Consider the following 23,584-nt stretch of genomic DNA (forward strand, 5'->3'; position numbering starts at 1 on the left):
CAAGGAGACTCCCCCGGGCCCCGGAACTCATCGCACCCGCTACGGAATGTCGTCCCCGAGCACCACCACGTCCTCCACCCGGAACTCCACTCCCACCCGGGCGCCGTCCTCCGGCGCCTCCCGCAGCGGGACCTCCGCCTCCAGCGCGGGCCCCTCCGCCGGGCGGAGCCGCACCACGACCTGGCTGCCCCGGAACGTCCGGGACTCCACCGTCCACAGCGGCCCCTCCGCCACCAGCCGCACACCGCCCGGCCGGACCAGCAGCCGCCGCTCCCCCTCCGGTGAACCGTCCGGGACCGGGACCTTCCCCCACACCGTCTGCGCGACCCCGCCCGTGACCCGCGCCGTCACCACGTTGTCGAAGCCCAGGAACCGCGCCACGAACTCCGACGCGGGCCGCCGCCACACCTCGTCCGGCGCACCCGTCTGGGCGATCCGCCCGTCCCGCATCACCACCACCCGGTCGGCGAGCACGAACGCCTCTCCCTGGTCGTGGGTGACAGCGAGCACCGTCGTCCCCAGGCTCCCGAAGAGCTGCCGCAGCTCCACCACGAGCCGCTCCCGCAGCCCCCGGTCGAGCTGCCCGAGCGGCTCGTCCAGCATCAGCAGCCGCGGCCGGGGCGCGAGTGCCCGGGCCAGCGCCACCCGCTGCTGCTCACCGCCGGAGAGCGCGCCGACGGACCGCCGCCCGGCCCCCGGCAGCCCGACGAGGTCGAGCAGCTCCCGCACCCGCTCCGCCCGCTCGGCCTTCCCCACTCCCCGCATCCGCAGCCCGAAGGCGACGTTGCCGGCCACGTCCCGCTGCGGGAACAGCTGGTGGTCCTGGAACATCAGGCCCACCCCGCGCCGGTGCGTCGGCACCCCCCTCTGGTCGGCGCCGCCGAGCAGCACCCGGCCGCCGTCGAGCGCCTGGAGCCCGGCGACGGCCCGCAGCAGCGTCGACTTGCCGCTGCCGCTGGGACCGAGCACACAGACCGTCTCGTGGGCGGCGACCTCCAGGTCCACCGCGTCGAGCACGGCCCGCTCCCCGAAACGTACGGTCGCGTCCTTGATCGAAAGCATCAGAACTCCCCGGAGGTCCGGTCGGTCCGGAGCCGTTCCAGCAGCAGCAGGGACACCGCGCACACCACCATCAGGATCGTCGAGAGGGCCATCGCCTGGCCGTAGTTGAGCTCACCGGGCCGGCCCAGGAGCCGGGCCACCGCCACCGGCAGCGTCGGACTGTCCGGGCGGGCGATGAAGACGGTCGCACCGAACTCGCCCAGCGACACCGCGAACGCGAACCCGGCGGCGATGAGCAGCGCCCGCCGCACCAGCGGCAGGTCCACCTCCCGCCAGGCCCGCCACGGCGAGGCACCGAGCACGGCCGCCGCCTCCCGCAGCCGCTCGTCCACCGCCCGCAGCACCGGCAGCATCGTCCGTACGACGAAGGGCACACCGACCAGGGCCTGCGCGAGCGGTACGAGGATCCAGCTGGACCGCAGGTCGAACGGCGGCTCGTCGAGCGTGATGAGGAACCCGAAGCCGACGGTGACCGCCGACACCCCGAGCGGCAGCATCAGCAGCGCGTCGAAGCCCCGCACGAGCCGCCCGGCCCGCCTGGTCAGGGCCGCCGCCGCCAACCCGCCGACCAGCACCGCGATGGCCGTGGCGGCCACCGCGTACCGCAGCGAGTTCCCGATCGCCTCCAGCGGAGGCACGAGGAAGGTGCCGGACTCGTCGAGCGAGCCGAGCGCCCGGTAGTACCGCAGCCCGTACCCGTCGGGCCCCGCGAAGGAGCGCTCCACGAGCACCCCCAGCGGCAGCAGGATCAGCAGCGCCACCGAGACGAGGACCCCGCCGAGCAGCGCCCACTGCCCGAAGCCGCGCGGCCGGCGCGCGGTCCGCTCCGGGGACACCAGCCGCAGGGCGGTCTCCCGCCGCCGCACCGTCCACGCGTGCACGGCCAGGATCGCGCCGACCGCCACGAACTGGACCAGCGTGAGGACGGCGGCCGTCGGCAGGTCGAGCAGCCGCGCGGTCTGCCGGTAGATCTCCGCCTCCAGGGTGGAGTACGCGTCCCCGCCGAGGATCTGCACGACGCCGAAGGAGGTGAAGGTGAAGAGGAACACCATCAGGGCCGCCGCCGACACCGCCGGCACCAGCGCGGGCAGCGTCACCGTCCGCCAGGCCGTCCAGCGCGAGGCGCCGAGGACCCGGGCGGCCTCCTCCTGCCGGGGGTCGAGCTGGGACCACAGCCCGCCGACGGTCCGCACGACGACCGCGTAGTTGAAGAACACATGGGCCAGCAGGATCGCCCACACACTGGTGTCGAGCCGCAGCCCCCACAGCTCGTCCGTCAGCCCGTTCCGGCCGACCAGCGCGAGGAACGCCGTACCGACCAGCACCGTCGGCAGCACGAACGGCACCGTGACCACGGCCCGCAGCACGCCCTTCCCCGGGAAGTCGAACCGCGCGAAGACATACGCCCCCGGCAGCGCGACCAGCAGCGTCAGCGCCGTCGACGCGAGCGCCTGCCAGACCGTGAAGCCGAGCACGTCCAGGATGTCCGGCCGGCTCAGCGTCTCGCCGATCCGGCCGAACCGCCAGGACCCGTCGGGCCGCAGCCCCCGGTCGACGATCGACACGACGGGCCAGGCGAAGAACACGGCGAAGAACGCGACGGGCAGGGCCATCAGCCCCAGCCGCGTCACGTCCCCCCGCAGGTCGCGCGCTACTTCAGAACGAGCGACGACCACTGCTGGATCCACGCGTCACGCTTCTCGGCGATCTTCTCCGGCGCCATGGTCTCCGGCTTGTCGACGACCACACCGTGCTTCGTGAACAGCTCCGGCAGCGCCGCGTCCTTCGCCACCGGGTTGACGAACATCTGGAGCGGCATGTCCTCCTGGAACTTCTTCGAGATCAGGAAGTCGATCAGCGCCTTGCCGCCCTCGGGGTTCTTCGCCCCGTTCAGCAGCCCCGCGAACTCGGTCTGCCGGAAGCAGGTCCCCGTGGACACCCCGGTGGGCGCCACCTTCGGCTGCGGCTCGCCGTACAGCACCTCGACCGGCGGGCTGGAGGCGTACGACACGACGAGCGGCCGGTCGCCCTTGGCCTGCTTGCCGCCGGCCGAACCGGAGAACTCCTGGTTGTAGGCCAGCTCCCAGCTGTCGACGGTCTTCACACCGTTGGCCCGGAGCTTCTTCCAGTAGTCCTGCCAGCCCTCGTCGCCGTACTTCGCGGCCGTACCGAGCAGGAACCCGAGCCCCGGGGAGGACCGCTCGGGGTTCTCCACCACGAGCAGGTCCTTGTACGCCGGCTTCGCCAGGTCGTCGAAGGTCACCGGCGGCGCCAGCTTCCTGTCGGCGAAGTACTTCTTGTCGTAGTTGACGCAGATGTCACCGGAGTCGACCGGCGTGACCCGGTGCTCCTTGTCCAGCTGGTACGCGGCCGGAACCCGGTCCAGGCCCTTCGCCTCGTACGGGACGAAGATCCCGTTGTCGAGGGCGCGCGACAGCAGCGTGTTGTCGACACCGAAGAAGACGTCGCCCTGCGGGGACCCCTTGGTCAGGATCTCCTTGTTGACGGCCTCGCCCGCGTCCCCGCTCTTGAGGACCTTCACGGTGAAACCGGTCTGCTTCGTGAACTCCGCCAGCACCTCCTTGGAGGCGTTGAAGGAGTCGTGGCTCACCAGGGTCACGGTCTTCGGCGCGGGCGCGCCGGTCTTCCCCGCGGCGTCACGGACGTCGTCCGTGCCGCAGGCGGCGAGGGTCGTGACGCCCAGCGCCGCGACGAGCGCGGCGGCGGCCATCTTCTTGGTGCTCACTGAGGTGGTGCTCACTGAGATTCCTCCTGGGTATGTCCAGGAAGAGACGCGGCCCTGCCCGCGTCCGGCGGACCGGACGCGGGCAGGGCGCAACAGCATGAGTTACGACCGAACTTCCTACCCAGAATGACCTGGGCGAGGTTCAGAGGGTCTGCGGCCTGACGGTGCCGCACTCTCAGCGCTGTGGCGCTCCCCTGTCGGAATATGGAGATGTGTTCGAGCTCAGACTACAAGCTCAGCGCTCGGCGGCGGCCAGCTGTCCACAGGCACCGTCGATCTCCTGGCCCCGGGTGTCCCGCACGGTCACCGGCACGCCGTGGCGCGCGATGGCCTCGACGAAGGCCTTCTCGTCCTCGGGACGGGACGCGGTCCACTTCGAACCGGGCGTCGGGTTCAGCGGGATCAGGTTGACGTGCACCCGCTTGCCCTTGAGGAGCCGGCCGAGCAGGTCACCGCGCCACGCCTGGTCGTTGATGTCCCGGATGAGCGCGTACTCGATGGAGATCCGGCGCCCGGACTTCTCCGCGTACTCCCAGGCGGCGTCGAGGACCTCACGCACCTTCCAGCGCGTGTTGACCGGCACCAGGGTGTCCCGCAGCTCGTCGTCCGGGGCGTGCAGCGAGACCGCGAGACGGCACTTGAAGCCCTCGTCGGCGAACCGCAGCATCGCGGGCACGAGACCCACGGTGGAGACGGTGATCCCGCGCTGCGAGAGCCCCAGGCCGTCCGGCTCGGGGTCGGTGAGCCGCCGGATGGCGCCGACGACCCGCTTGTAGTTCGCGAGCGGCTCCCCCATGCCCATGAACACGATGTTGGAGAGCCGCGCCGGTCCCCCGGGCACCTCCCCGTCCCGCAGCGACCGCATGCCGTCCACGATCTGGTGCACGATCTCGGCGGTCGACAGGTTCCGGTCGAGCCCCGCCTGCCCGGTCGCGCAGAACGGGCAGTTCATCCCGCAGCCGGCCTGCGAGGAGATGCACATGGTCACCCGGTCCGGGTAGCGCATGAGCACCGACTCGACGAGCGTGCCGTCGTGCAGCCGCCACAGCGTCTTGCGGGTGGTGTCGTCGTCGCACGAGATGTGCCGCACCACGGACATCAGATCGGGCAGCAGCTCGCCGGCCAGCTTCTCCCGCGAGGCGGCCGGAATGTCCGTCCACTCGGCGGGATCGTGCGCGTACCGCGCGAAGTAGTGCGTGGACAGCTGCTTGGCGCGGAAGGGCTTCTCGCCGATCGCGGCGACGGCTTCCTTCCGCTCGGCGGGCGTGAGGTCGGCCAGGTGCCGCGGCGGCTTCTTGGCTCCGCGGGGGGCGACGAAAGTGAGTTCTCCGGGCTTGGGCATGGTGATACCAGTGTCGCAGAGATACGACGAAGGGCCCGCCGCCCCGGAGGCGACGAGCCCTTCACCGAAAGAACCGCAGGTCAGGCGGTGCCTACGAACAACGCCAGCAGCAACCACACCACCGGTGCCGTCGGCAGCAGCGAGTCCAGCCGGTCCATGATGCCCCCGTGGCCCGGCAGCAGCGTGCCCATGTCCTTGATGCCCAGGTCGCGCTTGATCATCGACTCGCCGAGGTCGCCGAGCGTCGCGCTCGCCGCCACCGCGAGACCGAGGATCAGGCCCTGCCACCAGGCACCCTCGTCGATCATGAACTCCATGCACAGCGCGCCCGCCGCCATCGCGAACGTCACCGCGCCGACCAGCCCCTCGCGGGTCTTGCCGGGGCTGATCCGCGGGGCCAGCTTGTGCTTGCCGAAGCGCCAGCCGACCGCGTACGCCCCGGTGTCGCTGACCACGGTCAGGATCAGGAACGTCAGCACCCGCTGCGGACCGTCGTCGGCGGTCAGCAGCAGCGCCACGAACGTCGCCAGGAACGGTACGTAGAACGCGGCGAACACGCCCGCCGTGACGTCCTTCAGGTAGCCCTCGGGGGGCTCCGTCATCCGCCAGACGAGCACCGCGAGCGCCGTGAGCGCCATCGCCACCCAGGCGCCCTCGGCACCCCGGACGTAGCCGGCGACGACCATCGCCGCACCGCCGACCGCGAGCGGCACCAGCGGGGCCTTGATGGCCTTGCGCTCCTGGAGGCGTGAGGTGAGCTCCCAGAGCCCGACGACCACGGCGACCGCTATCACGCCGATGAACGCCGGCTTCCAGATGAACAGCGACGCGACGATGACGGCGCCGAGTCCGACTCCGACCCCTATGGCCGCGCCCAGGTCGCGCCCCGCGCTCTTCTTCTGCCGTGGCGCGGGCGGCGCGGGCGGCGGAGGCGGGGTGGGGCTGGGCATGGGCTCCTGCGGGTGCTCGTGCGGCGTCTCGTCACGGAACAGGGGACCGCTCGGGTGAGCGGCCCCCCGGCCGTGACCGTCCTGGAATCCGCCGGAGGGAACGTCGGGCACGATGGGCATGGGCCGAGTCTGCGCCGCCTGCTGCCGATCGTGTGCGGGACCCGCCGGGACGGGCCCCTGGTCGGGTCCCCCACGGCCGGAACCGGCCGGGGCCCCCCAGGAAGAGTCGTTCATCAGACCTCGAGCAGCTCGGCTTCCTTGTGCTTGAGCAGCTCGTCCACCTGCGCGACGTACTTCGCGGTGGTGTCGTCGAGCTCCTTCTCGGCGCGGCGGCCCTCGTCCTCGCCGACCTCGCCGTCCTTGACGAGCTTGTCGATGGTCTCCTTGGCCTTGCGGCGGACCGAGCGGATCGAGATCTTCGAGTCCTCGGCCTTGCCCTTGGCGACCTTGATGTACTCGCGGCGGCGCTCCTCCGTCAGCTCGGGGAACACCACCCGGATGATGTTGCCGTCGTTGCTCGGGTTGACCCCGAGGTCCGAGTCGCGGATGGCCTGCTCGATGTTGCGCAGCGCGCTCTTGTCGAACGGGGTCACCACGGCCATGCGCGGCTCCGGAACGGAGAACGACGCCAGCTGGTTGATGGGGGTGATGGCACCGTAGTAGTCCGCCACGATCTTGTTGAACATCGCCGGGTGCGCACGGCCGGTGCGGATCGCGGCGAAGTCCTCCTTGGCGACCACGACGGCCTTCTCCATCTTCTCCTCGGCCTCGAGGAGGGTCTCTTCGATCACCACATGCTCCTGCGTGTCGTCGCGTTGTGTCCTGCACGGTGTACGACCGGCAGGGCTCTGTCCATCCCCTTGCGGGGCGGTTCCCCGGTTCGGGTCAGGCCCGGGTGCCCTGGTCGCTCACGAGCGTGCCGATCTTCTCACCCTTCACCGCGCGAGCGATATTGCCCTCGGTGAGCAGTTCGAAGACGAGGATCGGGAGGTTGTTGTCCCGGCACAGGGTGATGGCGGTCGCGTCGGCGACCTTGAGGTCGCGGGAGAGCACCTCGCCGTACTCCAGCGCGTCGAACTTGACCGCGTCGGGGTTGGCCTTCGGGTCGGAGTCGTAGACGCCGTCCACGCCGTTCTTGCCCATCAGCAGGGCCTCGGCGTCGATCTCCAGGGCGCGCTGGGCGGCGGTGGTGTCCGTGGAGAAGTACGGCATGCCCATGCCCGCACCGAAGATGACCACGCGGCCCTTCTCCAGGTGGCGCACGGCGCGCAGCGGGATGTACGGCTCGGCGACCTGGCCCATGGTGATGGCGGTCTGGACGCGGGAGTCGATGCCTTCCTTCTCCAGGAAGTCCTGGAGGGCGAGGCAGTTCATCACGGTGCCGAGCATGCCCATGTAGTCGGAGCGTGCCCGGTCCATGCCGCGCTGCTGGAGCTCGGCGCCGCGGAAGAAGTTGCCGCCGCCGATCACGATCGCGATCTCCGCGCCGTCGCGGACGACGGCCGCGATCTCGCGCGCGATGGCGTGCACGACGTTGGGGTCGACGCCCAGGCCGGTACCGCCGGAGAAGGCTTCTCCGGACAGCTTCAGCATGTAGCGGCCGGCCTTTTTGCCGATGTTGTCGTCGCCCTGTACGGCGCCCTGGTTCATGGAGATCTCCTCGTGCACATACGAAGGAGGCCATTGCCTTTGGGTCCTCGCGGTATCCCGTGCGGCAATGGCCTCCTCGTCAGATCTGCGGTCGTCCTGCGCGTGCGCGGACGACTGCCTCAGACCCTACCGGGGTCCGGCGTCCGTCGCGTTCGCGTACGGACTCAGATGCCGACCTTGATGCGGGTGAAGCGCTTCAGGGTGACACCGGCCTCGTCCAGGATCTGCTGGACGGACTTCTTGTTGTCAAGGGCGTACGGCTGACCGAGCAGCGTCGCGTCCTTGAAGAAGCCGTTCACGCGACCCTCGACGATCTTCGGGAGCGCGGCCTCGGGCTTGCCCTCGGCGCGGGTGGTCTCCTCGGCGACGCGACGCTCGGTCTCGACGACCTCGGCCGGGACGTCCTCACGGGTGAGGTACTTCGGCGCGAAGGCGGCGATGTGCTGGGCGACACCCTTGGCGACGGCGGCGTCGGCCTTGTCGAACTCGACGAGGACACCGATCTGCGGCGGGAGGTCCGGCATCGTGCGGTGCATGTACGCGAAGACGAAGCCGTCGGCGAACTGCGCGAAGCGGTCCAGGACGATCTTCTCGCCGAGGTTGGCGTTGGCCTCGTCGACGAACGCCTGCACGGTCTTGCCGGCCTCGATCTCGGAGGCGAGCAGCGCCTCCAGGTCGGCCGGGGCGGAGGCGGCGACGTGCTCGGCCAGCTGGGCGGCGACGGCCTGGAACTTGTCACCCTTGGCGACGAAGTCCGTCTCGCACTTCAGCTCGACGAGGACACCGGAGGTGTTGTCGTCGGCGATGAGGGAGACCACGGCGCCGTTCTCGGCGGAGCGGCCCTCGCGCTTGGCGACGCCCTTCTGGCCCTTGATGCGCAGGGCCTCGACGGCCTTGTCGACGTTGCCGTCGGCCTCGTCGAGGGCCTTCTTGCAGTCCATCATGCCGGCGCCGGTGAGCTCGCGGAGCTTCTTGACGTCAGCGGCGGTGTAGTTCGCCATGAGTCTGTTTCTCTCTCGAAGTCTGAAAGATCGGGCGGGTCCACGGGTGGACGGCGGGGGCTTTGTGGGCCCCCGCCGTCACTACCCGAAGGTCCTGAAGGGTCAGGCCTGCTCGGCGTCCGCGGCCGGAGCCTCGGCCTCGACGACCTCGGCGACGGCCTCGGGGGCCTCGGCAGCCTCGGCGTCCGCGACCTTCTCGGTCTCGGCGGAGGTCTGGACCTCGGCAGCAGCCTCGTCCGAGTCGGCCTTCTTCTCGCCCTCGAGCAGGTCGCGCTCCCACTCGGCGAGGGGCTCGCCGGCGGCCTTCTCGCCCGGCTTCGAGTCGCCGGTCGCGGCGCCGGAGCGGGCGATGAGGCCCTCGGCGACGGCGTCGGCGATCACGCGGGTGAGCAGGGTGACGGAGCGGATCGCGTCGTCGTTGCCCGGGATCTTGTAGTCGACCTCGTCGGGGTCACAGTTGGTGTCGAGGATCGCGACGACCGGGATCTTCAGCTTGCGAGCCTCGCCGACGGCGATGTGCTCCTTCTTGGTGTCCACGATCCAGACGGCGCTGGGAACCTTGGACATCTCGCGGATACCACCGAGGGTCTTCTCCAGCTTGGCCTTCTCGCGCGAGAGCACGAGAAGCTCCTTCTTGGTGAGACCCGAAGCGGCGACGTCCTCGAAGTCGATCTGCTCGAGCTCCTTGAGGCGCTGCAGACGCTTGTAGACGGTGGAGAAGTTGGTGAGCATGCCACCGAGCCAACGCTGGTTGACGTACGGCATGCCGACACGCGTCGCCTGCTCGGCGATGGCCTCCTGGGCCTGCTTCTTCGTACCGACGAACATGATGGAGCCGCCGTGCGCGACGGTCTCCTTGACGAACTCGTAGGCGCGGTCGATGTACGACAGCGACTGGAGCAGGTCGATGATGTAGATGCCGTTGCGCTCGGTGAAGATGAAGCGCTTCATCTTCGGGTTCCAGCGACGGGTCTGGTGACCGAAGTGGACGCCGCTCTCCAGCAGCTCCCGCATCGTGACGACGGCCATGGCCATCTCCTTGGTTTCTCGGTTGTTTTCCTGACGCCCCGGCGCGCCATGCCCACGAGGGACCGAAAGGCGCTGCCACGTCCGGTGAGGGCAGTGGCGGGGCGTGCGAAGTCGACCCGGTGACCCGGGTCGCCAAGAGAAGTGTACGGGACCCCGGGAGCGACGGGTGACGGCACTGTCCACAACCGGCCGGTAGTCCACAGATACCGCCCGCGACCCCCACGAACCGCCCCACCCGGGGAGCCTTTCCCCATGCACCTGATGACCCTGATCCTCACCGTCGGGCTCCTGTGGCCCGTGGGCCCGCCACCGCCCGAGATCCTCCGCGGCTGGCAGCCCCCACCCGGCCCGTACGCCGCCGGCCACCGCGGCGTCGACCTCGCCGCGGCCCCCGGCACCCCGGTCCTCGCCCCCACCGCCGGCACCCTCACCTTCGCGGGCCCGGTCGGCGGCCACGGCGCCGTCACCCTCACCCTCCCCGGCACGGGCACACCCCCGCTCCGCACGACCTTCACCCCGGTGACCCCCCTGGTACCCACCGGCACCCGGGTCCCGGCCGGCACCCCGATCGCCCGGGTCACCGAAGGCCCCCACTGCCCGACGACCTGCCTCCACTGGGGCCTCCTCCGGGGCACCCAGTACCTGAACCCCCTCCTCCTGACGAAACGAGCCCCGTCACGCCTGCTCCCCCTCAGAAACTGACGACGAAGGGGAGGGGGAGGGGGAGGGGGAAGCCCCCCTGGCCGAGACTTCAGGCCGGGGAGCCGCCCACCCCGTGGAGTGCCATCGCGACCGCCGCCTCGGCGATCTCCGTCGGGTTCTCGGCCGCGCCGAGTTCGATGCGGCGGACGGCGGCGTCGACGACGCCCTGGAGGAGCATGGCGCCCAGTCGGGGCTGAAGTTGGCCGAGGGCGGCGAGGGCTTCGACGATCATCGCGACGAGGCCGCCGTGGGCGGCGCGGATCTTCTCACGGGCGCCGTCGTCGAGTTCGCTCGCCGAGATGGCGACGACCGCGCGGTGGCGCCGGTCCCCGACCAGTTCCAGCTGTGTGCGGACGTACGCCTCGACCTTGCCCTCGGGGGTGGCCGCGGCGTCCATCGCGGTCTCGACCTCGGCGGCCCAGACGGGGAAGTCGACGGCGCACAGCTCTTCGACGACGGCCGCGCGCGATCGGAAGTACTCGTACACCGAGGAACGGGCGAGGCCCGTGCGCTCGGCGAGTGCGGGGAAGGTCAGCGCCTCCGTACCGCCCTCGGACAGCAGGGAACGCGCGGCGTCCAGGAGGGCGCCGCGCTGCATCGTCCGGTGCTCGGCCACGGAGGCCGCTCGAATCCTGGGCACGGCTCCACTGTACGACCGGCCGGCGCCGGTCAGCGTCCGACGTCGGCCAGCTTGGCGCGGAGCTGGAGCACGGACTTGGTGTGGATCTGGCTGACGCGGCTCTCGGTGACACCGAGGACGTGGCCGATCTCCGCCAGGGTGAGGCCCTCGTAGTAGTAGAGGGTGACGACGGTCTTCTCCCGCTCGGGGAGGGTGTTGATGGCGCGGGCCAGCAGCCGGCGCAGCTCGCGGTCCTCGGCGACCTCGACGGGGTTGTCGGCGGCCGTGTCCTCCAGGGTGTCCATCAGGGAGAGCCGGTCGCCGCCCTCGCCGCCGACGTGCAGGAGCTCTTCCAGGGCCACCACGTTCGCCAGGGACAACTGGCTGAAAACCGCGTGCAGTTCCTCCAGCGTGATCTCCATCTCCGCGGCGACCTCGCTCTCGGAGGGGGTGCGCCGGAGCTGGGCTTCGAGGGTGGCGTAGGCGCGCTCGACGTTGCGGGCCTTCTGGCGGACGGAGCGCGGGATCCAGTCCAGGGCGCGGAGTTCGTCGATCATGGCGCCGCGGATGCGGGTGATGGCGTACGTCTCGAACTTGATGGCGCGCTCGACGTCGAACTTCTCGATGGCGTCGATGAGGCCGAAGACCCCGGAGGAGACGAAGTCGGCCTGCTCCACGTTGGACGGGAGGCCGACGCTGACGCGTCCGGCGACGTATTTGACGAGCGGCGAGTAGTGCAGGATCAGCTGCTCCCGCAGTCGCTCGTCTCCCGTGTCCTTGTACGACCGCCACAGTTCGTCGAGGGAGGTCGGTGCGGGTGGTCGCACGGTGCCCCGGGCTGCTGGGGGCACCGCAGCGCGGTCAGACCCGGAGGTGTGCTGGGGCATGCGTTGCCTTGAGCCGTTCTGCTGTCGGGTGTGGAGATGTGTTGGGTGTCCTGGGGGGAATCCTGGTGAGCGTAGCGTGAGTGCGCGGTAGCGGTGAGCGAACATCGGCGGATCGCGCCGCTCCGGGTGGACGCCGTCGGCCACATCTTCGAACCCGGGCCGTGGCGCGCGTCGGCCCCTCGGGTGCGGCCGAGAGAACTCGATTGTTCATCGGCATCACCCTTTCACCCGAATGCTCCAGGTCAAGGACCGCCTCGCCGCGCGTTCGACCCGGGTGTCGCGGTGTTCGTCAACTGCCAGCCCTCGCCGCGCCGTTCGACGAAGCCGAGGGAGTGGAGTTCGTACAGCCTGGCGAGGGTGTCGTCCGGGGTGGTTCCGGCGCGACGGGCGATGACGGTCGCGGGGGTGGGTCCGCGTGCGGGGAGCGCTTCGAGGACGCGTTTCGCGGCGGGGGCGAGGAGGTCGCGGGGGAGAACGGGTCCTCGGCGCGTCGGTGCGAGCTGTCCCATGTCTCCGACGAGTTCGACGATCTCGTCGGCGTCGGTGACGAGGGTGGCCTCACCGCGCAGGAGTTCGTGGACCCCTGCGGAGAGTGCGCTGGTCACCGGTCCTGGGACGCCCATCGTGTGGCGGCCGAGGCGGGTGGCGGCGCGGGCGGTGACGAGGGAGCCGCTGCGGTGCTGTGCCTCGATGACGACGGTGCCGCGGGTGAGGGCGGCGATGACGCGGTTGCGGAGGATGAAGCGGCTCGGGGTGGGGTGGCTGTCGGGTGGCAACTCGCCTACGACCAGGCCTTGTTCGGCGATGCGCCGGATGAGCTGGTCGTGGCCGCGGGGGTAGGGGGTGTCGACCCCGCAGGCGAGTACGGCGACGGTGGCGCCGCCTGCGGCGAGGGCTCCCCGGTGTGCGGCGCCGTCGATGCCGTAGGCGGCTCCGGAGACGACGACCCAGCCGTGGCGGGCGAGGCCGGTGGCGAGGTCGGCGGCGGTGTGGGCGCCGTACGGGGTGCAGGCGCGGGCGCCGACCAGGGCGACGGAGCGGAGGGCCCAGGTGCGCAGGTCGGCGGGGCCTCTGACCCACAGGCCGATGGGGCGGGTGTCTCCGAGGTCGTCGAGTTGACGGGGCCATTCGGTGTCGCCGGGGACGACGAGGCGTCCGCCGAGCCGGTGGATGGTGTCGAGGTCCCGGTCGGGGTCGGCGGCGGTGGCGCGGAGACGCCAGGACGCGACGCGTTTGCCCCCGGTCCCGGGGAAGGGGTCGGCGCTGAAGTCGCCGGTCCGGGGAAGGGGGTCGGCGCCGATCCCTCCACGGTCGGTGGCCGCCGTGGTCTCCGGCGTTCCCAGCAGGCGGTCGACGAAGCCCGTGGCTCCGTAGTGGCGGAGCCAGCGGCCCGCGTGTTCGTCGCCGGGTTCGACGGTGCGGCTGAGGACGGCGCGGGCCCGGTGTTCGTCGGTGGTGGCGCCGGTGGTCATGCGCGCTCCCCCGCTCCGACGGGCACGCCGCGGGCGATGCCGGTGCGCAGTTCGAGGGCGAGGGCGATGTCCTGGCGGTCGGGGCGGTCGTGTCCCGCGAGGTCGGCGACGGTCCAGGCGACGCGGAGTACGCGGTCGAGGCCGCGGGCGGTGAGGAGGCCTCGTTCGATGTCGCGTTCGGCTTCGGCGAGGGCGCCGGAGGCCGCGTGGTAGCGGGTGCGGAGTTCGTGTCCGGGGATCTCGCTGTTGACGGTCCAGGGGGTGTCGGCGAGGCGGGTGGCGGCGCGGTCGCGGGCGTCGCGGACGCGTTCGGCGACGGTGGCGGTGTTCTCGCCCCGGCCGCCCTGGCCGAGGAGGTCGGCGCGGGTGACGGGTTCGACTTCGACCCGTAGGTCGACGCGGTCGAGGAGGGGTCCGGAGAGGCGGGCCTGGTAGCGGCGGACGAGGGCGGCGGGGCATTCGCAGCCGGCGCCGTGCAGGGTGTGGCGTCCGCAGGGGCAGGGGTTGGCGGCGAGGGCGAGGAGGAAGCGGGCGGGGAGGCGTACGACTCCGGCGGCGCGGGCGATGACGACGTGCCCGGATTCGAGGGGCTGGCGGAGGGCGTCGAGTGCCTTGCCGGAGAACTCGGGGGCTTCGTCCAGGAAGAGGATGCCCCGGTGAGCGAGGGAGACCGCGCCGGGCCTGGGGAGGCCGTTTCCGCCGCCGACCAGGGACTGCATGGTGGCGGAGTGGTGGGGTGCGCAGTAGGGGGCGCGGCGGACGAGGGGTTCGCCGGGCGGGAGGATGCCGGCGACGGAGTGGACGGCGGTGACTTCGAGGGATTCCTGTCGGGTGAGGGGCGGGAGGATGCCGGGGAGTCGTTCGGCCAGCATGGTCTTTCCGGCGCCGGGTGGTCCGGAGAGCAGCAGGTGGTGGCTGCCGGCGGCGGCGACTTCGAGGGCGCGGCGGGCGCGGTGCTGGCCTGCGACGTCGGCGAGGTCGGGGCCTTCGGTGGGGTCGCCGGGGCCGGTGGTGAGTCCGGTGCCGAGTCCGGCGCCGGGGAGGAGGAGTCCGGCGAGCATGGCGTCGGGGCGGCCCTCTTCGGTGGGTTCCTCCTCGGGGACGGGTTCGTCGGTGAGGACGGCGATGAGCTGGCGGAGGGTGCGGACGCCGAGGACGGAGATTCCGGGGACGAGGGAGGCCTCGCCGGCGGTCTGTTCGGGTACGACGACCTGGTGGTAGCCGGCGTCGGCGGCGGCGAGGACGGCGGGCAGGATGCCGCGGACGGGGCGGACGCGGCCGTCGAGTCCGAGTTCGCCGATGAGGACGAGGTCGGCGATGGCGCGTGGGTCGATGCGTTCGGCGGCGCCGAGGGTGGCGGCCGCGACGGCGAGGTCGAATCCGGATCCGCTCTTGGGGACGGAGGCGGGGCTGAGTCCGACGGTCAGTTTCTTCTGGGGCCATTCGGCGCCGGAGTTGACGACGGCGGCGCGGACGCGGTCGCGGCTTTCGGTGAGGCTCTTGTCGGGGAGTCCGACGAGGGTGAAGGCGGCGACGCCCGGTTCGAGGTCGGCCTGCACTTCGACGACGACGCCTTCGACGCCGAGGAGGGCGACGGAGCAGGTGCGGGCGAATCCCATCTCAGGCCACCCCCTGGGCGTGGGTGAGGACGGGGGCGCCGCGGTGGGGCAGGACGATGCCGATGAGGTCGATGCGGATGCCGCCGTGGGGGGCGGGGGTGTCGTGGCGGTCGAGCCAGCAGGCGGCGAGGCGGCGGAGCCGTTCGGCCTTGCGGGGTGTGACGGCGGCCATGGGGTCTTCGTAGCCGCCGTGGCGGCGGGTCTTGACCTCGCAGATGACGAGGGTGTCGCCGTCGCGGGCGACGATGTCGATCTCGCCGGTCCGGCCGCAGCGCCAGTTGCGGGCGAGGATGTACATGCCGGTCGCGGTGAGCCGGCGGGTCGCGAGCTCTTCTCCGTACCGTCCGAGTGCCTGGGTCTTGTTCATGCGGCACCACCTCCGTCACTGACTGTGACGGATGGTGGTGGATCGCGTGTGGCGCTGTGGACGGGCCGGTGGCTGTGGAGAACTCGCTCACCCGTGGGGGTGAGGCGGGTTCAGCTGCCGGGCAGTTCGAGGTCGCTCTTGTTGAGCTCCTCGATGTTCACGTCCTTGAAGGTGAGGACGCGGACCTGCTTGACGAACCTGGCCGGCCGGTACATGTCCCAGACCCAGGCGTCGGCCATGCTGACTTCGAAGAAGACCTCGCCCTGGACCGAGTGCACCTGCATCTCGTAGTCGTTGGTGAGGTAGAAGCGCCGCTCGGTCTCGATCACGTATTTGAACAGCCCGACGACATCGCGGTACTCCCGGTAGAGCTTCAGCTCCATCTCGGTCTCGTACTTCTCGAGGTCCTCGGCGCTCATGGCATGTTCCCCTTCAGCCGTGCGTCCCCCTATTGTGCGCCAGGCGGACGCGCCCCTAAACGATTTCCGGGGCGAGAACCACCGGGGCACTCGGAGGTCCCTCGTCGAGCAGCGTGCGGAGCAGCTCGGCGAGTCTGGTCGGGTACACCGTCTCATGGGCCGCCGACAGTTCGGCGGAGGTCCACCATCTCAGGCCCGCGACGCTGCGGGTCTCCAGTTCGGTGAGGGCCTGTGGCCGGGGTGCGGTCTCCGTTCCGCGGGTGCGGGCGAGGTAGTACCACTCGTCCTGGTCCCAGCGGTGTCCGTCGAAGGGGAAGGAGCAGTACCGCTTCCAGAGGACGGGTCCGAGGTCGACCTCGGTGATGCCGGTCTCCTCGGCGAGCTCCCGCAGGGCGGCCTGTTCGTGGGTCTCGTCGCCCTCCAGGCCGCCGCCGGGGGTGAACCACCAGGTGTCGTCCGGGTCGTCGGGCTCGTGACCGTGCATCAGCAGGACGCGGTCGTCGGGGTCGAGGAGCACGACGCGCGCGACCCGCCGCCGCAGAACGGACCCCGCCCCGGTCGCCTTCGTCTCGGCCCCCGCCGTCGATTCCGTCATGTCCCCACCCTCTCGCGTCGCCCGCCGCGCGGCCCCGTCGGGCGGCGGCGCTTCGTGAGGAAGCCTGCCACCGGTCCGTACGCGGCGCCGAGCATGATCAGGAGGGCGCCGAGGACGATCGCGGTGAGGAGGAGGCGTACGGGCCCGGGTTCGGAGGTGCCGCCGGGGAGGGCGGCGAAGCCCGTGGGGCGGTCCAGGAGGCCCTTGGCGGGCCAGACGACGGCGTCGACCCTGCCGGTGACCGTGGAGCGGGGCACGGAGCCCTGTCCGGCCTCCTCCAGGTGGGAGCGGGAGTCGAGGGACAGGTGCCGGTCGTCGCCGAGGAGGAAGAGGCTGTCCGCGGGGACGGTGACGGTGAACGCCTTGTCGGAGGCGGTGACGCGGCCTTCGGGTCCGGGCTCGACGTAGGGCTCGTCGACGGGGGTGCCGTTGACGGTGAGGCGGCCGTCCCGGTCGCAGCAGGCGACGGTGTCGCCGCCGATGCCCGCGACCCGCTTCACCATGGGGGCGTCGCCCCAGAGGGGGTCGCGGAAGACCACGACGTCGCCGCGCCGCACCTCGTCGCCGTCCACGCGCTGGGCGAGGACGCGGGAGCCGACGTCGAGCGTGGGGGTCATGGACTGCGAGGGGATGGTGTACGGCTGGTAGAGCAGGGCTCCCCAGCCGAATCCGCCGAGGAAGAGCACACAGCCGACGGCCACGGACAGCCCCGACAGCGTGCTGCCGAGGCGGCCGCGGCCGCCCTTCGTCCGTATGTTTCCGCTCATGTGGGCACCCCGTGGTTCGGTGACGGACGGTGGTCCGTCGACCGTCCGGGACGGCACCCTACCCGCGGGTCGCTACTCGGCGGTATGCCGGGCGGCGAGCTTCTTCCGGCGCCACAGCACCAGCGGGAGCGCCCCGGCGAGGCCGGCCGCGCCGACGGGGGCGGCGGTCATGGCCTGGTTGAGGCCGGGCTGGTCGAAGATGTCGGGCACCGGGAGGGTGGCCCAGCGGGTGACGGGCCAGGCGATCACCACGGCGCGGCCGACGACCTCGTCGTTGGAGACCGTGCCGCCACCGGGGAGCTGCTGGTGGAAGCGGGAGTCCAGGGAGTTCTGGCGGTTGTCGCCCATGACCCAGATGCGGCCCTCGGGGACCTTGATCGGGCCGAAGGAGTCCTGGCAGGGGACGGAGCCGGGGTAGAGGTACGAGGTCTCGTCCAGGGCCACGCCGTTGAGGACGACCTTGCCGCCCTCCTTGCAGGAGACGGTGTCGCCGCCGACGGCGATGACGCGCTTGATGAGGTCCTTCTCCTCGGCGGACGGCATGAGGCCGATGAAGCTGAGGAACTTCTGGACGACGTTCGGCGTGGGCGTGTCCTGGCCTTCGAGCCAGCCGCCCGGGTCGTGGAAGACGACGACTTCGCCGCGCTCGGGCTCGGAGCCGAACCAGGGCGTGAGTTTGTCGACGAGGACCCGGTCGCCCTTGACGAGCGTGTTCATCATCGATTCCGAGGGGATCGAGAACGCCTGTACCAGGAAGGTCTTGATCAGCAGGGCGAGTACGAGCGCGATGCCGACGAGGAGGGGCAGTTCCTTCCAGAAGGAACGCTGCTTCTTCGGGGTCCTGCCGGACCCGCCCGCCGCGTCGTCGCCGCCCGGTGCGTCGCCGCCCGGCGGCTGCGTCTGCTCGTCACCCGTCACGTCGTCACCCGTCGTGTCCTCGCCGAAGGCCCCGTCGGCCCCCTTGTCGGGCCCATCGTGTCCGGATCGTGCGCCGACGGCCAAATCCCCCACATCCACTCCTCAGTCCGTGCGAACGCCCGCCCCGGGTCAGGGACAGGCCCACCACTCCCATAACGAGCAGAAGTTCCGCAGGGGTCGGGAGCCCGGTGAATCCGTTCAGATTCCGCTGGGACACACTATGCGACAGACCGAGCGCGGACTCGGAACTCGCACTGGCGTCCGGTACGGCGTCGAAGGTCGACCGTTCCTCCAGGCGCCGCCAGTGCCCGACGGGCCAGGCGATCACCACCGCGCGCCCCACGACCTGCTCCTCGGAGACGGTGCCGTGGTCCTTCTCGTCGAGGTGGAACCGGGAGTCGGCCGAGTCGGAGCGGTGGTCGCCGAGGACGAAGATCCGGCCCTCGGGGACCTTCACCTCGAAGGGGATGGTGGACGGCGGGTTCCCCGGGTGCAGGTAGGGCTCGTCCAGCGGTACGCCGTTGACGGTGAGCCGCCCGTCCTCGCCGCAGCAGCGGACGGTGTCTCCGCCGACGGCGACGACCCGCTTGATCAGGTCCCGGTCGTCGGCCGAGGGCAGCAGCCCGATGAAGGTGAGCGCCTGTTTGGCCTGCTTGATGCCCACGGGGTCGTCGGCGGGCGGGGTGGCCTCCTGCTGGAGCCAGTTGCCGGGGTCCTTGAAGACGACGACGTCGCCGCGCTGGGGCCGGGAGCCGAACCAGGGGGTGAGCTTGTCGACGAGGACCCGGTCGGAGATGCGGATCGTCTGTTCCATGGAGCCGGAGGGGATGACGAACGCCTGGACCAGGAAGGTCTTGAGGACGAGCGCGATGAGGACGGCCACGGTGACGAGGACGGGGATCTCGCGGAGTGCGGAGCGCTGCCGCCGCCGCTTGACCTTGCGGGCGAGCCTGCGCCGTTCGGCGCGTCCCGGCAGGGCCTGGCCGGTGCCCTGGTCGGGGCCGTGGCCGGTTCCGCCGGGCGGCCGTCCCCGGCTACCCATGGGCCCCCGCCCCGTGTCCGCCGGCCGGCGCGGCCGGTACGGCGTCGAAGGCCTTCGTCCCGGCCACGGTGGACCAGCGGCCGAAGGGCCAGGCGATCCAGTCGGCGCGGCCGACGACCTTGTCGACGGGGACCATGCCGCCGCCGGGGTCGCCGAGGTGGTCGCGGGAGTCACTGGACTGGCTGCGGTGGTCGCCCATGACCCAGAGCCTGTCCTGCGGGACGACGATGTCGAAGGCGACGCTGGACGGCTGGTCGCCGGGCATGAGGTAGCGCTCCTGGACGGGGACGCCGTTGACGGTGAGGCGGCTGTCCTTGTCGCAGCAGACCACCCGGTCGCCGCCGGTGCCGACGACCCGCTTCACGAAGTCGGTCTCGTCGGGTTCGGCGAGACCGAGGGCGGCGGCGCCGTCGTGGAGGAGGCCGGTGACGGGGTTGCCCGGGGACTGTTCCCGTACGAAGGAGGCGGTGCCGTCGAAGACGACGACGTCGCCTCGCCGGGGCTCATTGCCGAAACGGTACGCCAGCTTGTTGACCAGGATGCGGTCGCCGACCTGGAGGGTCGGTTCCATGGATCCGCTGGGGATCAGGAAGGGCTGCAGTACGAAGTGGCTCAGGAGGAGCAGGAAGGCCACGCAGGCGCCGCCGACGAAGGCCGTGCGCCGCCAGGACACCGGGGTCCTGGAATCCTCGGGAACGCGCGCGGAGCGCGACCCTTCCTCCGTGCCGGACGAATCCGTGCCGGAAGAGGGGTCGCGCTCCGTGTGCTGTGCTTCGGTGTCCATCGGTGGCAGAGCCTATCCGGCCTGCCTGTGCGAGGGCTCGGAAGCGTCGAGCGTGCCGGGAGCCGAGGCTCAGCGGTCGCGCTTCTCCTTGATCTTGGCGGCCTTGCCGCGCAGCTCGCGGAGGTAGTAGAGCTTCGCGCGACGGACGTCACCGCGGGTGACGAGCTCGATCTTCTCGAAGATCGGGCTGTTCACCGGGAAGGTGCGCTCGACGCCGACGGAGAACGAGACCTTGCGGACCGTGAAGGTCTCGCTGACGCCCGAGCCCTGGCGGCGGATGACGACACCCTTGAACTGCTGGATGCGGGAGCGGTTGCCTTCGATGACGCGCACGTGGACGTTCACGGTGTCGCCGGGGCGGAAGGAGGGGAGGTCGGAGCGGAGCGCGGCCGCGTTGACCTGGTCGAGCAGGGAGGCCATGGAGGTCTCTTTCCTCGCTGATGCCACAGGTCATCAGCGGTACGTTCGAAGTGATTCGGATGTTCGTCCGTTCCTGGCGGCGTCGTTCCCCCTGTGGCAGGGGCGCGCGCCGGACGGACGACAGCGGCCTATTCTTCCACGGCGTGGACCCTGCGCCAAAATCGGCCGCTCGGGTCGGGTGCCCAGCCCATCATGGAGAGGATCTCGCGGTCCTTCTTGTCGAAGGCCGCGGGGTTGCAGCGCTCGATGAGGTCGGGCCGGTGGGCCGCCGTGCGGCGGAAGGCCTCGTCGCGCCGCCAGCGGGCGATCTTGCCGTGGTGTCCGCTGAGGAGGACGTCGGGGATGCCCCGGCCGCGCCACTCGGGGGGCTTGGTGTAGACGGGGCCTTCCAGGAGGTTGGCCATGGCCCCGGGGGCGAAGGAGTCGTCGCGGTGGGACTCGGCGTTGCCGAGGACACCGGGCAGGAGGCGGGCGACGGCCTCGGTGACGACGAGGACGGCGGCCTCGCCGCCGGCCAGGACGTAGTCGCCGATGGAGACCTCGTAGACCGGCATCCGGGTCGCGTACTCGTCCATGACCCGGCGGTCGATGCCCTCGTAGCGGGCCGGGGTGAAGATCAGCCAGGGCCGCTCGGACAGCTCGACGGCCAGCTCCTGGGTGAAGGGGCGGCCGCTGGGGGTGGGAACGACGAGGACGGGTCCGTGGGCGCCGTTCTCGTAGCCGTCGGCGAGGGTCTGGTCGAGCGCGTCGCCCCAGGGGTCGGTCTTCATGACCATGCCGGGGCCGCCGCCGTACGGGGTGTCGTCGACGGTGTTGTGCCGGTCGTACGTCCAGTCGCGCAGGTCGTGGACGTGGACGTCGAGCTGTCCGCGCGCGCGTGCCTTGCCGACGAGGGAGACGTTCAGCGGTTCGAGGTACTCGGGGAAGATCGTGACGACGTCGAGCCTCATGCGTCGTCACCCTGCTCGGCGTCGCGCGTGGAGACGATCTCGGCGCGGTCGTCGATCAGGCCGGGCGGCGGGTCGATGACGGCCCGCTGCTCCTCCAGGTCGATCTCGGTGACGATCGACTCGACGAACGGGATCATCAGCTCGGTGCCGTCGGGGCGCTCGACGATGAAGAGGTCCTGGGACGGCAGGTGGGAGATCTCGGTGATCCGGCCGATCTCGGTGCCGTCGGCGAGGACGACGTCGAGGTCCATCAGCTGGTGGTCGTAGTACTCGTCCTCCTCCTCGGGCAGCTCCGTGGGGTCGATCTCGGCGATGAGGAGGGTGTTGCGCAGCGCCTCGGCGGCATTGCGGTCGCGGACGCCCTCGAAGCGCAGCAACAGCTTTCCGCTGTGGACCTTGCCGGACTCGATGGTCAGCGGCCCGGCGGAGGCCGGGTCGGTGCGCAGCACGGCTCCGGGGCCGAGCCTGAGTTCGGGCTCGTCCGTGCGCACCTCGACGGTGACCTCGCCCTTGATTCCGTGGGCGCGGCCGATCCGCGCGACTACCAACTGCACTGCTCCACACTCTCCTGTCACACAGCTCGTACGACGCGAAACGACAACGGGCCGGGGTGGGCTCGTAAGCCCTCCCCGGCCCGTGCCGGCACTACTGAGGTGATGCTGCCGGCCTGCTCAGCGGACCTGGTCCACGTCGACGAGGTCGACTCGGATGCCACGTCCGCCGATGGCGCCCACGACGGTACGCAGCGCGCGCGCGGTGCGGCCGTTGCGGCCGATCACCTTGCCGAGGTCGTCCGGGTGGACCCGGACTTCCAGGACGCGGCCACGGCGCAGGTTGCGCGAGGCGACCTGCACGTCGTCGGGGTTTTCGACGATGCCCTTCACGAGGTGCTCGAGAGCCTCCTCGAGCATGATCAGGCCTCGGTCGACTCGGTGGACGTGGCCTCGGCCTCGTCCGCCTTCTTGTCGGCCTTCTTGGCCTTCGGGGTGATGGCCTCACCCTTGTCGTCGCCGCCCTCGAGGGCCTTCGCGAACTCGTCGAACGAGGCGCGCTTGGCTTCCTTCGTCGCGGGGACGAGCAGGGCCTTCTCGGGGGCCGGGAGGCCCTTGGCCTTCTGCCAGTCGCCCGTGAGCTTCAGGATGGCGAGAACCGGCTCGGTCGGCTGGGCGCCGACGGACAGCCAGTACTGCGCACGCTCGGAGTCGACCTCGATACGCGACGGGTTGTACGTCGGGTGGTAGAGGCCGATCTCCTCGATCGCGCGACCGTCACGACGGGTGCGCGAGTCGGCGACGACGATGCGGTAGTGCGGCTGGCGGATCTTGCCGAGGCGCTTGAGCTTGATCTTGACTGCCACTGGAGTGGTGTCTCCTGGTCTTGACGTGGTTGGGCACTTTGAGATGCCACGTGGGGTTGCGGTACTCGGATGCCCGATGGACGCGTCAGCCGGAGGAGAGAGGGGTCCTGTGCGACTGTCGAGTACAGCTAGCCATTGTGCCACACACCGCGAGGTCAGCTCGCGGCGCCCACGGTCTCCGGGATGCGGAAGGGCTTGCCGCAGCCGCCGCAGACGATCGGGGCCTGGGCGAGCACCGACGGGACCACGCGCACGTTCCGTCCGCAGTCGCAGACGGCCTTGACGCGCACGCCGCCGCCGGAGGATCCGTGCCGGGCCGCCGGGCCCCGGAAGGAGCGCTTGGTGTCGGCCGCCGTCGCGACCGTGTGCGCCTTGAGGGCGCGCTGGAGCCGCTCGATGGTGGGCCGGTAGCGGCGCCTCGCCTCGGGGTTGAGCGTGACCAGGGAGAAGCCGCTGCTGGCGTGTGGCTCCTCGGGGTGGTCGAGGCCCATCTCCTCGGCGATCGCGAGGAATCTGCGGTTGTGGTAGCGGCCGGCGCGGGAGGTGTCGCGGACACCCCGGGCGGCGGCGATGCCGTGGACTGCCTCGTGGAGCAGTCGTTCGAAGGAGAGCTCGGCGCCGCAGGCGGACGAGGACTCTCCGATCAGGGACTCGGGCGCGGCAAGATCGGGCAGCTCGGGGTGGTGCCGCTGAATGTCGGCCCACGCCTGTGCCAGCTCTGCGGCGAGAACAGGTGGTGTCGTGCTCACGTCGCGTACAACGAGCCGATGTGCCCCCGGGTTCCATTCCGGGGCATCCCAAATATTTTGCACGTACCCGTCAGTTGCCCTTGATGTGTCGGGACGAGGGCCAGTGCGTCGATCTGCGGAGAAGCCACGCAGGGGAC

27 protein-coding genes and 1 riboswitch are annotated in these 23,584 nt (G+C 71.0%); of the genes, 1 reads left to right on the forward strand and 26 read right to left on the reverse strand.

Going from position 1 to position 23,584, the window contains the following annotated elements; translation table 11 throughout:
- Positions 1-39: 39 nt before the first annotated feature.
- From ASD33_RS27060 to rpsB, 9 genes are all read right to left on the reverse strand, one after another.
- Entirely contained in the window at positions 40-1,062 is a 1,023-nt protein-coding gene (locus tag ASD33_RS27060; RefSeq protein ID WP_056565996.1) for an ABC transporter ATP-binding protein, read from the reverse strand.
- Positions 1,062-2,675: an iron ABC transporter permease gene (locus tag ASD33_RS27065; RefSeq protein ID WP_056567099.1), complete on the reverse strand. Its 1,614-nt coding sequence runs from the start codon at positions 2,673-2,675 to the stop codon at positions 1,062-1,064. Before ASD33_RS27065 ends, ASD33_RS27060 begins: the two co-directional genes overlap by 1 nt.
- 38 nt (positions 2,676-2,713) lie before the next feature.
- Positions 2,714-3,793: a thiamine ABC transporter substrate-binding protein gene (locus ASD33_RS27070; protein WP_056567101.1), complete on the reverse strand. Its 1,080-nt coding sequence runs from the start codon at positions 3,791-3,793 to the stop codon at positions 2,714-2,716.
- 111 nt (positions 3,794-3,904) lie between these two features.
- Positions 3,905-4,014: riboswitch (TPP riboswitch) on the reverse strand.
- 29 nt (positions 4,015-4,043) lie between these two features.
- Entirely contained in the window at positions 4,044-5,150 is a 1,107-nt protein-coding gene (gene rlmN / locus ASD33_RS27075; protein WP_056566000.1) for a 23S rRNA (adenine(2503)-C(2))-methyltransferase RlmN, read from the reverse strand.
- A gap of 80 nt (positions 5,151-5,230) precedes the next feature.
- Positions 5,231-6,334: a phosphatidate cytidylyltransferase gene (locus tag ASD33_RS27080; protein ID WP_056566003.1), complete on the reverse strand. Its 1,104-nt coding sequence runs from the start codon at positions 6,332-6,334 to the stop codon at positions 5,231-5,233.
- Positions 6,334-6,891: a ribosome recycling factor gene (gene frr / locus ASD33_RS27085; RefSeq protein ID WP_026057589.1), complete on the reverse strand. Its 558-nt coding sequence runs from the start codon at positions 6,889-6,891 to the stop codon at positions 6,334-6,336. The genes ASD33_RS27080 and frr overlap by 1 nt, the downstream gene beginning before the upstream one ends.
- Positions 6,892-6,985: 94 nt before the next feature.
- Positions 6,986-7,750: a UMP kinase gene (gene pyrH, locus ASD33_RS27090; protein ID WP_056567104.1), complete on the reverse strand. Its 765-nt coding sequence runs from the start codon at positions 7,748-7,750 to the stop codon at positions 6,986-6,988.
- A gap of 164 nt (positions 7,751-7,914) precedes the next feature.
- A complete protein-coding gene (gene tsf, locus ASD33_RS27095; protein ID WP_056566006.1) occupies positions 7,915-8,751 on the reverse strand; it encodes a translation elongation factor Ts in 837 nt (278 codons plus the stop codon).
- A 102-nt stretch (positions 8,752-8,853) separates the two neighbouring features.
- A complete protein-coding gene (gene rpsB, locus ASD33_RS27100) occupies positions 8,854-9,780 on the reverse strand; it encodes a 30S ribosomal protein S2 (protein ID WP_056566009.1) in 927 nt (308 codons plus the stop codon).
- Positions 9,781-10,032: 252 nt separating this feature from the next.
- Between rpsB and ASD33_RS27105 the strand changes: the two genes are divergently transcribed.
- Positions 10,033-10,482: a M23 family metallopeptidase gene (locus tag ASD33_RS27105; protein WP_056566012.1), complete on the forward strand. Its 450-nt coding sequence runs from the start codon at positions 10,033-10,035 to the stop codon at positions 10,480-10,482.
- A gap of 49 nt (positions 10,483-10,531) precedes the next feature.
- Here the strand turns inward: ASD33_RS27105 and ASD33_RS27110 are convergent, their stop codons facing one another.
- The 17 genes from ASD33_RS27110 to ASD33_RS27190 form a co-directional block, all read right to left on the reverse strand.
- Complete coding sequence (locus tag ASD33_RS27110; RefSeq protein WP_056567106.1) at positions 10,532-11,080, reverse strand: TetR/AcrR family transcriptional regulator; 549 nt, start codon at positions 11,078-11,080, stop codon at positions 10,532-10,534.
- Between the two features lie 71 nt (positions 11,081-11,151).
- Positions 11,152-11,988 carry an RNA polymerase sigma factor WhiG gene (gene whiG / locus ASD33_RS27115; RefSeq protein WP_041131468.1) on the reverse strand — a complete coding sequence of 279 codons (837 nt, stop codon included), beginning with the start codon at positions 11,986-11,988 and terminating at the stop codon, positions 11,152-11,154.
- Positions 11,989-12,230: 242 nt separating this feature from the next.
- Positions 12,231-13,460 carry a DNA-processing protein DprA gene (gene dprA / locus ASD33_RS27120; RefSeq protein ID WP_056566015.1) on the reverse strand — a complete coding sequence of 410 codons (1,230 nt, stop codon included), beginning with the start codon at positions 13,458-13,460 and terminating at the stop codon, positions 12,231-12,233.
- A complete protein-coding gene (locus tag ASD33_RS27125) occupies positions 13,457-15,079 on the reverse strand; it encodes a YifB family Mg chelatase-like AAA ATPase (protein ID WP_056566017.1) in 1,623 nt (540 codons plus the stop codon). Before ASD33_RS27125 ends, dprA begins: the two co-directional genes overlap by 4 nt.
- A gap of 1 nt (position 15,080) precedes the next feature.
- A complete protein-coding gene (locus ASD33_RS27130; RefSeq protein ID WP_056566020.1) occupies positions 15,081-15,446 on the reverse strand; it encodes a YraN family protein in 366 nt (121 codons plus the stop codon).
- Between the two features lie 110 nt (positions 15,447-15,556).
- Positions 15,557-15,865, reverse strand: coding sequence for a DUF2469 domain-containing protein (locus ASD33_RS27135; RefSeq protein ID WP_005311352.1), 309 nt, complete (start codon positions 15,863-15,865; stop codon positions 15,557-15,559).
- Positions 15,866-15,920: 55 nt separating this feature from the next.
- On the reverse strand, positions 15,921-16,460 hold the full coding sequence (locus tag ASD33_RS27140) for an NUDIX hydrolase (protein ID WP_056566023.1): 540 nt from the start codon (positions 16,458-16,460) through the stop codon (positions 15,921-15,923).
- The gene (gene lepB / locus ASD33_RS27145) at positions 16,457-17,227 is read right to left on the reverse strand and encodes a signal peptidase I (RefSeq protein ID WP_056566027.1); all 771 of its coding nucleotides are present in this window, start codon (positions 17,225-17,227) and stop codon (positions 16,457-16,459) included. The genes ASD33_RS27140 and lepB (ASD33_RS27145) overlap by 4 nt, the downstream gene beginning before the upstream one ends.
- A 72-nt stretch (positions 17,228-17,299) precedes the next feature.
- Positions 17,300-18,229 (reverse strand): signal peptidase I, encoded by a 930-nt coding sequence (lepB, locus tag ASD33_RS27150; protein WP_056566030.1) that lies wholly within the window; start codon positions 18,227-18,229, stop codon positions 17,300-17,302.
- Complete coding sequence (gene lepB, locus ASD33_RS27155; protein WP_056566033.1) at positions 18,150-19,187, reverse strand: signal peptidase I; 1,038 nt, start codon at positions 19,185-19,187, stop codon at positions 18,150-18,152. The genes lepB (ASD33_RS27150) and lepB (ASD33_RS27155) overlap by 80 nt, the downstream gene beginning before the upstream one ends.
- A complete protein-coding gene (gene lepB, locus ASD33_RS27160) occupies positions 19,180-19,971 on the reverse strand; it encodes a signal peptidase I (protein WP_056566035.1) in 792 nt (263 codons plus the stop codon). Before lepB (ASD33_RS27160) ends, lepB (ASD33_RS27155) begins: the two co-directional genes overlap by 8 nt.
- Before the next feature lie 69 nt (positions 19,972-20,040).
- Complete coding sequence (gene rplS, locus ASD33_RS27165) at positions 20,041-20,391, reverse strand: 50S ribosomal protein L19 (protein ID WP_056566038.1); 351 nt, start codon at positions 20,389-20,391, stop codon at positions 20,041-20,043.
- Positions 20,392-20,519: 128 nt separating this feature from the next.
- Positions 20,520-21,341, reverse strand: a complete 822-nt coding sequence (trmD, locus tag ASD33_RS27170; protein WP_056566041.1) for a tRNA (guanosine(37)-N1)-methyltransferase TrmD — start codon at positions 21,339-21,341, stop codon at positions 20,520-20,522.
- Positions 21,338-21,895: a ribosome maturation factor RimM gene (rimM, locus tag ASD33_RS27175; RefSeq protein ID WP_056566044.1), complete on the reverse strand. Its 558-nt coding sequence runs from the start codon at positions 21,893-21,895 to the stop codon at positions 21,338-21,340. Before rimM ends, trmD begins: the two co-directional genes overlap by 4 nt.
- 117 nt (positions 21,896-22,012) lie before the next feature.
- Complete coding sequence (locus ASD33_RS27180; protein ID WP_056566048.1) at positions 22,013-22,252, reverse strand: RNA-binding protein; 240 nt, start codon at positions 22,250-22,252, stop codon at positions 22,013-22,015.
- 2 nt (positions 22,253-22,254) lie between these two features.
- Complete coding sequence (gene rpsP / locus ASD33_RS27185) at positions 22,255-22,698, reverse strand: 30S ribosomal protein S16 (RefSeq protein ID WP_056566052.1); 444 nt, start codon at positions 22,696-22,698, stop codon at positions 22,255-22,257.
- A gap of 155 nt (positions 22,699-22,853) precedes the next feature.
- Positions 22,854-23,447, reverse strand: a complete 594-nt coding sequence (locus ASD33_RS27190; protein WP_024755886.1) for a hypothetical protein — start codon at positions 23,445-23,447, stop codon at positions 22,854-22,856.
- Between the last annotated feature and the right edge of the window lie 137 nt (positions 23,448-23,584).

Origin of the sequence: Streptomyces sp. Root1304 (assembly GCF_001426405.1) — a bacterium.
Classification (GTDB): Bacteria; Actinomycetota; Actinomycetes; order Streptomycetales; family Streptomycetaceae; genus Streptomyces.

Bases quoted from the DNA above. Each gene is read 5' to 3' on its own strand.
- ASD33_RS27060 (WP_056565996.1), bottom strand. From the start codon at position 1,062: ATGCTTTCGATCAAGGACGCGACCGTACGTTTCGGGGAGCGGGCCGTG.
- ASD33_RS27065 (WP_056567099.1), bottom strand. From the start codon at position 2,675: ATGGCCCTGCCCGTCGCGTTCTTCGCCGTGTTCTTCGCCTGGCCCGTC.
- ASD33_RS27070 (WP_056567101.1), bottom strand. From the start codon at position 3,793: ATGGCCGCCGCCGCGCTCGTCGCGGCGCTGGGCGTCACGACCCTCGCC.
- rlmN (WP_056566000.1), bottom strand. From the start codon at position 5,150: ATGCCCAAGCCCGGAGAACTCACTTTCGTCGCCCCCCGCGGAGCCAAG.
- ASD33_RS27080 (WP_056566003.1), bottom strand. From the start codon at position 6,334: ATGAACGACTCTTCCTGGGGGGCCCCGGCCGGTTCCGGCCGTGGGGGA.
- pyrH (WP_056567104.1), bottom strand. From the start codon at position 7,750: ATGAACCAGGGCGCCGTACAGGGCGACGACAACATCGGCAAAAAGGCC.
- tsf (WP_056566006.1), bottom strand. From the start codon at position 8,751: ATGGCGAACTACACCGCCGCTGACGTCAAGAAGCTCCGCGAGCTCACC.
- rpsB (WP_056566009.1), bottom strand. From the start codon at position 9,780: ATGGCCGTCGTCACGATGCGGGAGCTGCTGGAGAGCGGCGTCCACTTC.
- ASD33_RS27105 (WP_056566012.1), top strand. From the start codon at position 10,033: ATGCACCTGATGACCCTGATCCTCACCGTCGGGCTCCTGTGGCCCGTG.
- ASD33_RS27110 (WP_056567106.1), bottom strand. From the start codon at position 11,080: ATGCAGCGCGGCGCCCTCCTGGACGCCGCGCGTTCCCTGCTGTCCGAG.
- whiG (WP_041131468.1), bottom strand. From the start codon at position 11,988: ATGCCCCAGCACACCTCCGGGTCTGACCGCGCTGCGGTGCCCCCAGCA.
- dprA (WP_056566015.1), bottom strand. From the start codon at position 13,460: ATGACCACCGGCGCCACCACCGACGAACACCGGGCCCGCGCCGTCCTC.
- ASD33_RS27125 (WP_056566017.1), bottom strand. From the start codon at position 15,079: ATGGGATTCGCCCGCACCTGCTCCGTCGCCCTCCTCGGCGTCGAAGGC.
- ASD33_RS27130 (WP_056566020.1), bottom strand. From the start codon at position 15,446: ATGAACAAGACCCAGGCACTCGGACGGTACGGAGAAGAGCTCGCGACC.
- ASD33_RS27135 (WP_005311352.1), bottom strand. From the start codon at position 15,865: ATGAGCGCCGAGGACCTCGAGAAGTACGAGACCGAGATGGAGCTGAAG.
- ASD33_RS27140 (WP_056566023.1), bottom strand. From the start codon at position 16,460: ATGACGGAATCGACGGCGGGGGCCGAGACGAAGGCGACCGGGGCGGGG.
- lepB (WP_056566027.1), bottom strand. From the start codon at position 17,227: ATGAGCGGAAACATACGGACGAAGGGCGGCCGCGGCCGCCTCGGCAGC.
- lepB (WP_056566033.1), bottom strand. From the start codon at position 19,187: ATGGGTAGCCGGGGACGGCCGCCCGGCGGAACCGGCCACGGCCCCGAC.
- lepB (WP_056566035.1), bottom strand. From the start codon at position 19,971: ATGGACACCGAAGCACAGCACACGGAGCGCGACCCCTCTTCCGGCACG.
- rplS (WP_056566038.1), bottom strand. From the start codon at position 20,391: ATGGCCTCCCTGCTCGACCAGGTCAACGCGGCCGCGCTCCGCTCCGAC.
- trmD (WP_056566041.1), bottom strand. From the start codon at position 21,341: ATGAGGCTCGACGTCGTCACGATCTTCCCCGAGTACCTCGAACCGCTG.
- ASD33_RS27180 (WP_056566048.1), bottom strand. From the start codon at position 22,252: ATGCTCGAGGAGGCTCTCGAGCACCTCGTGAAGGGCATCGTCGAAAAC.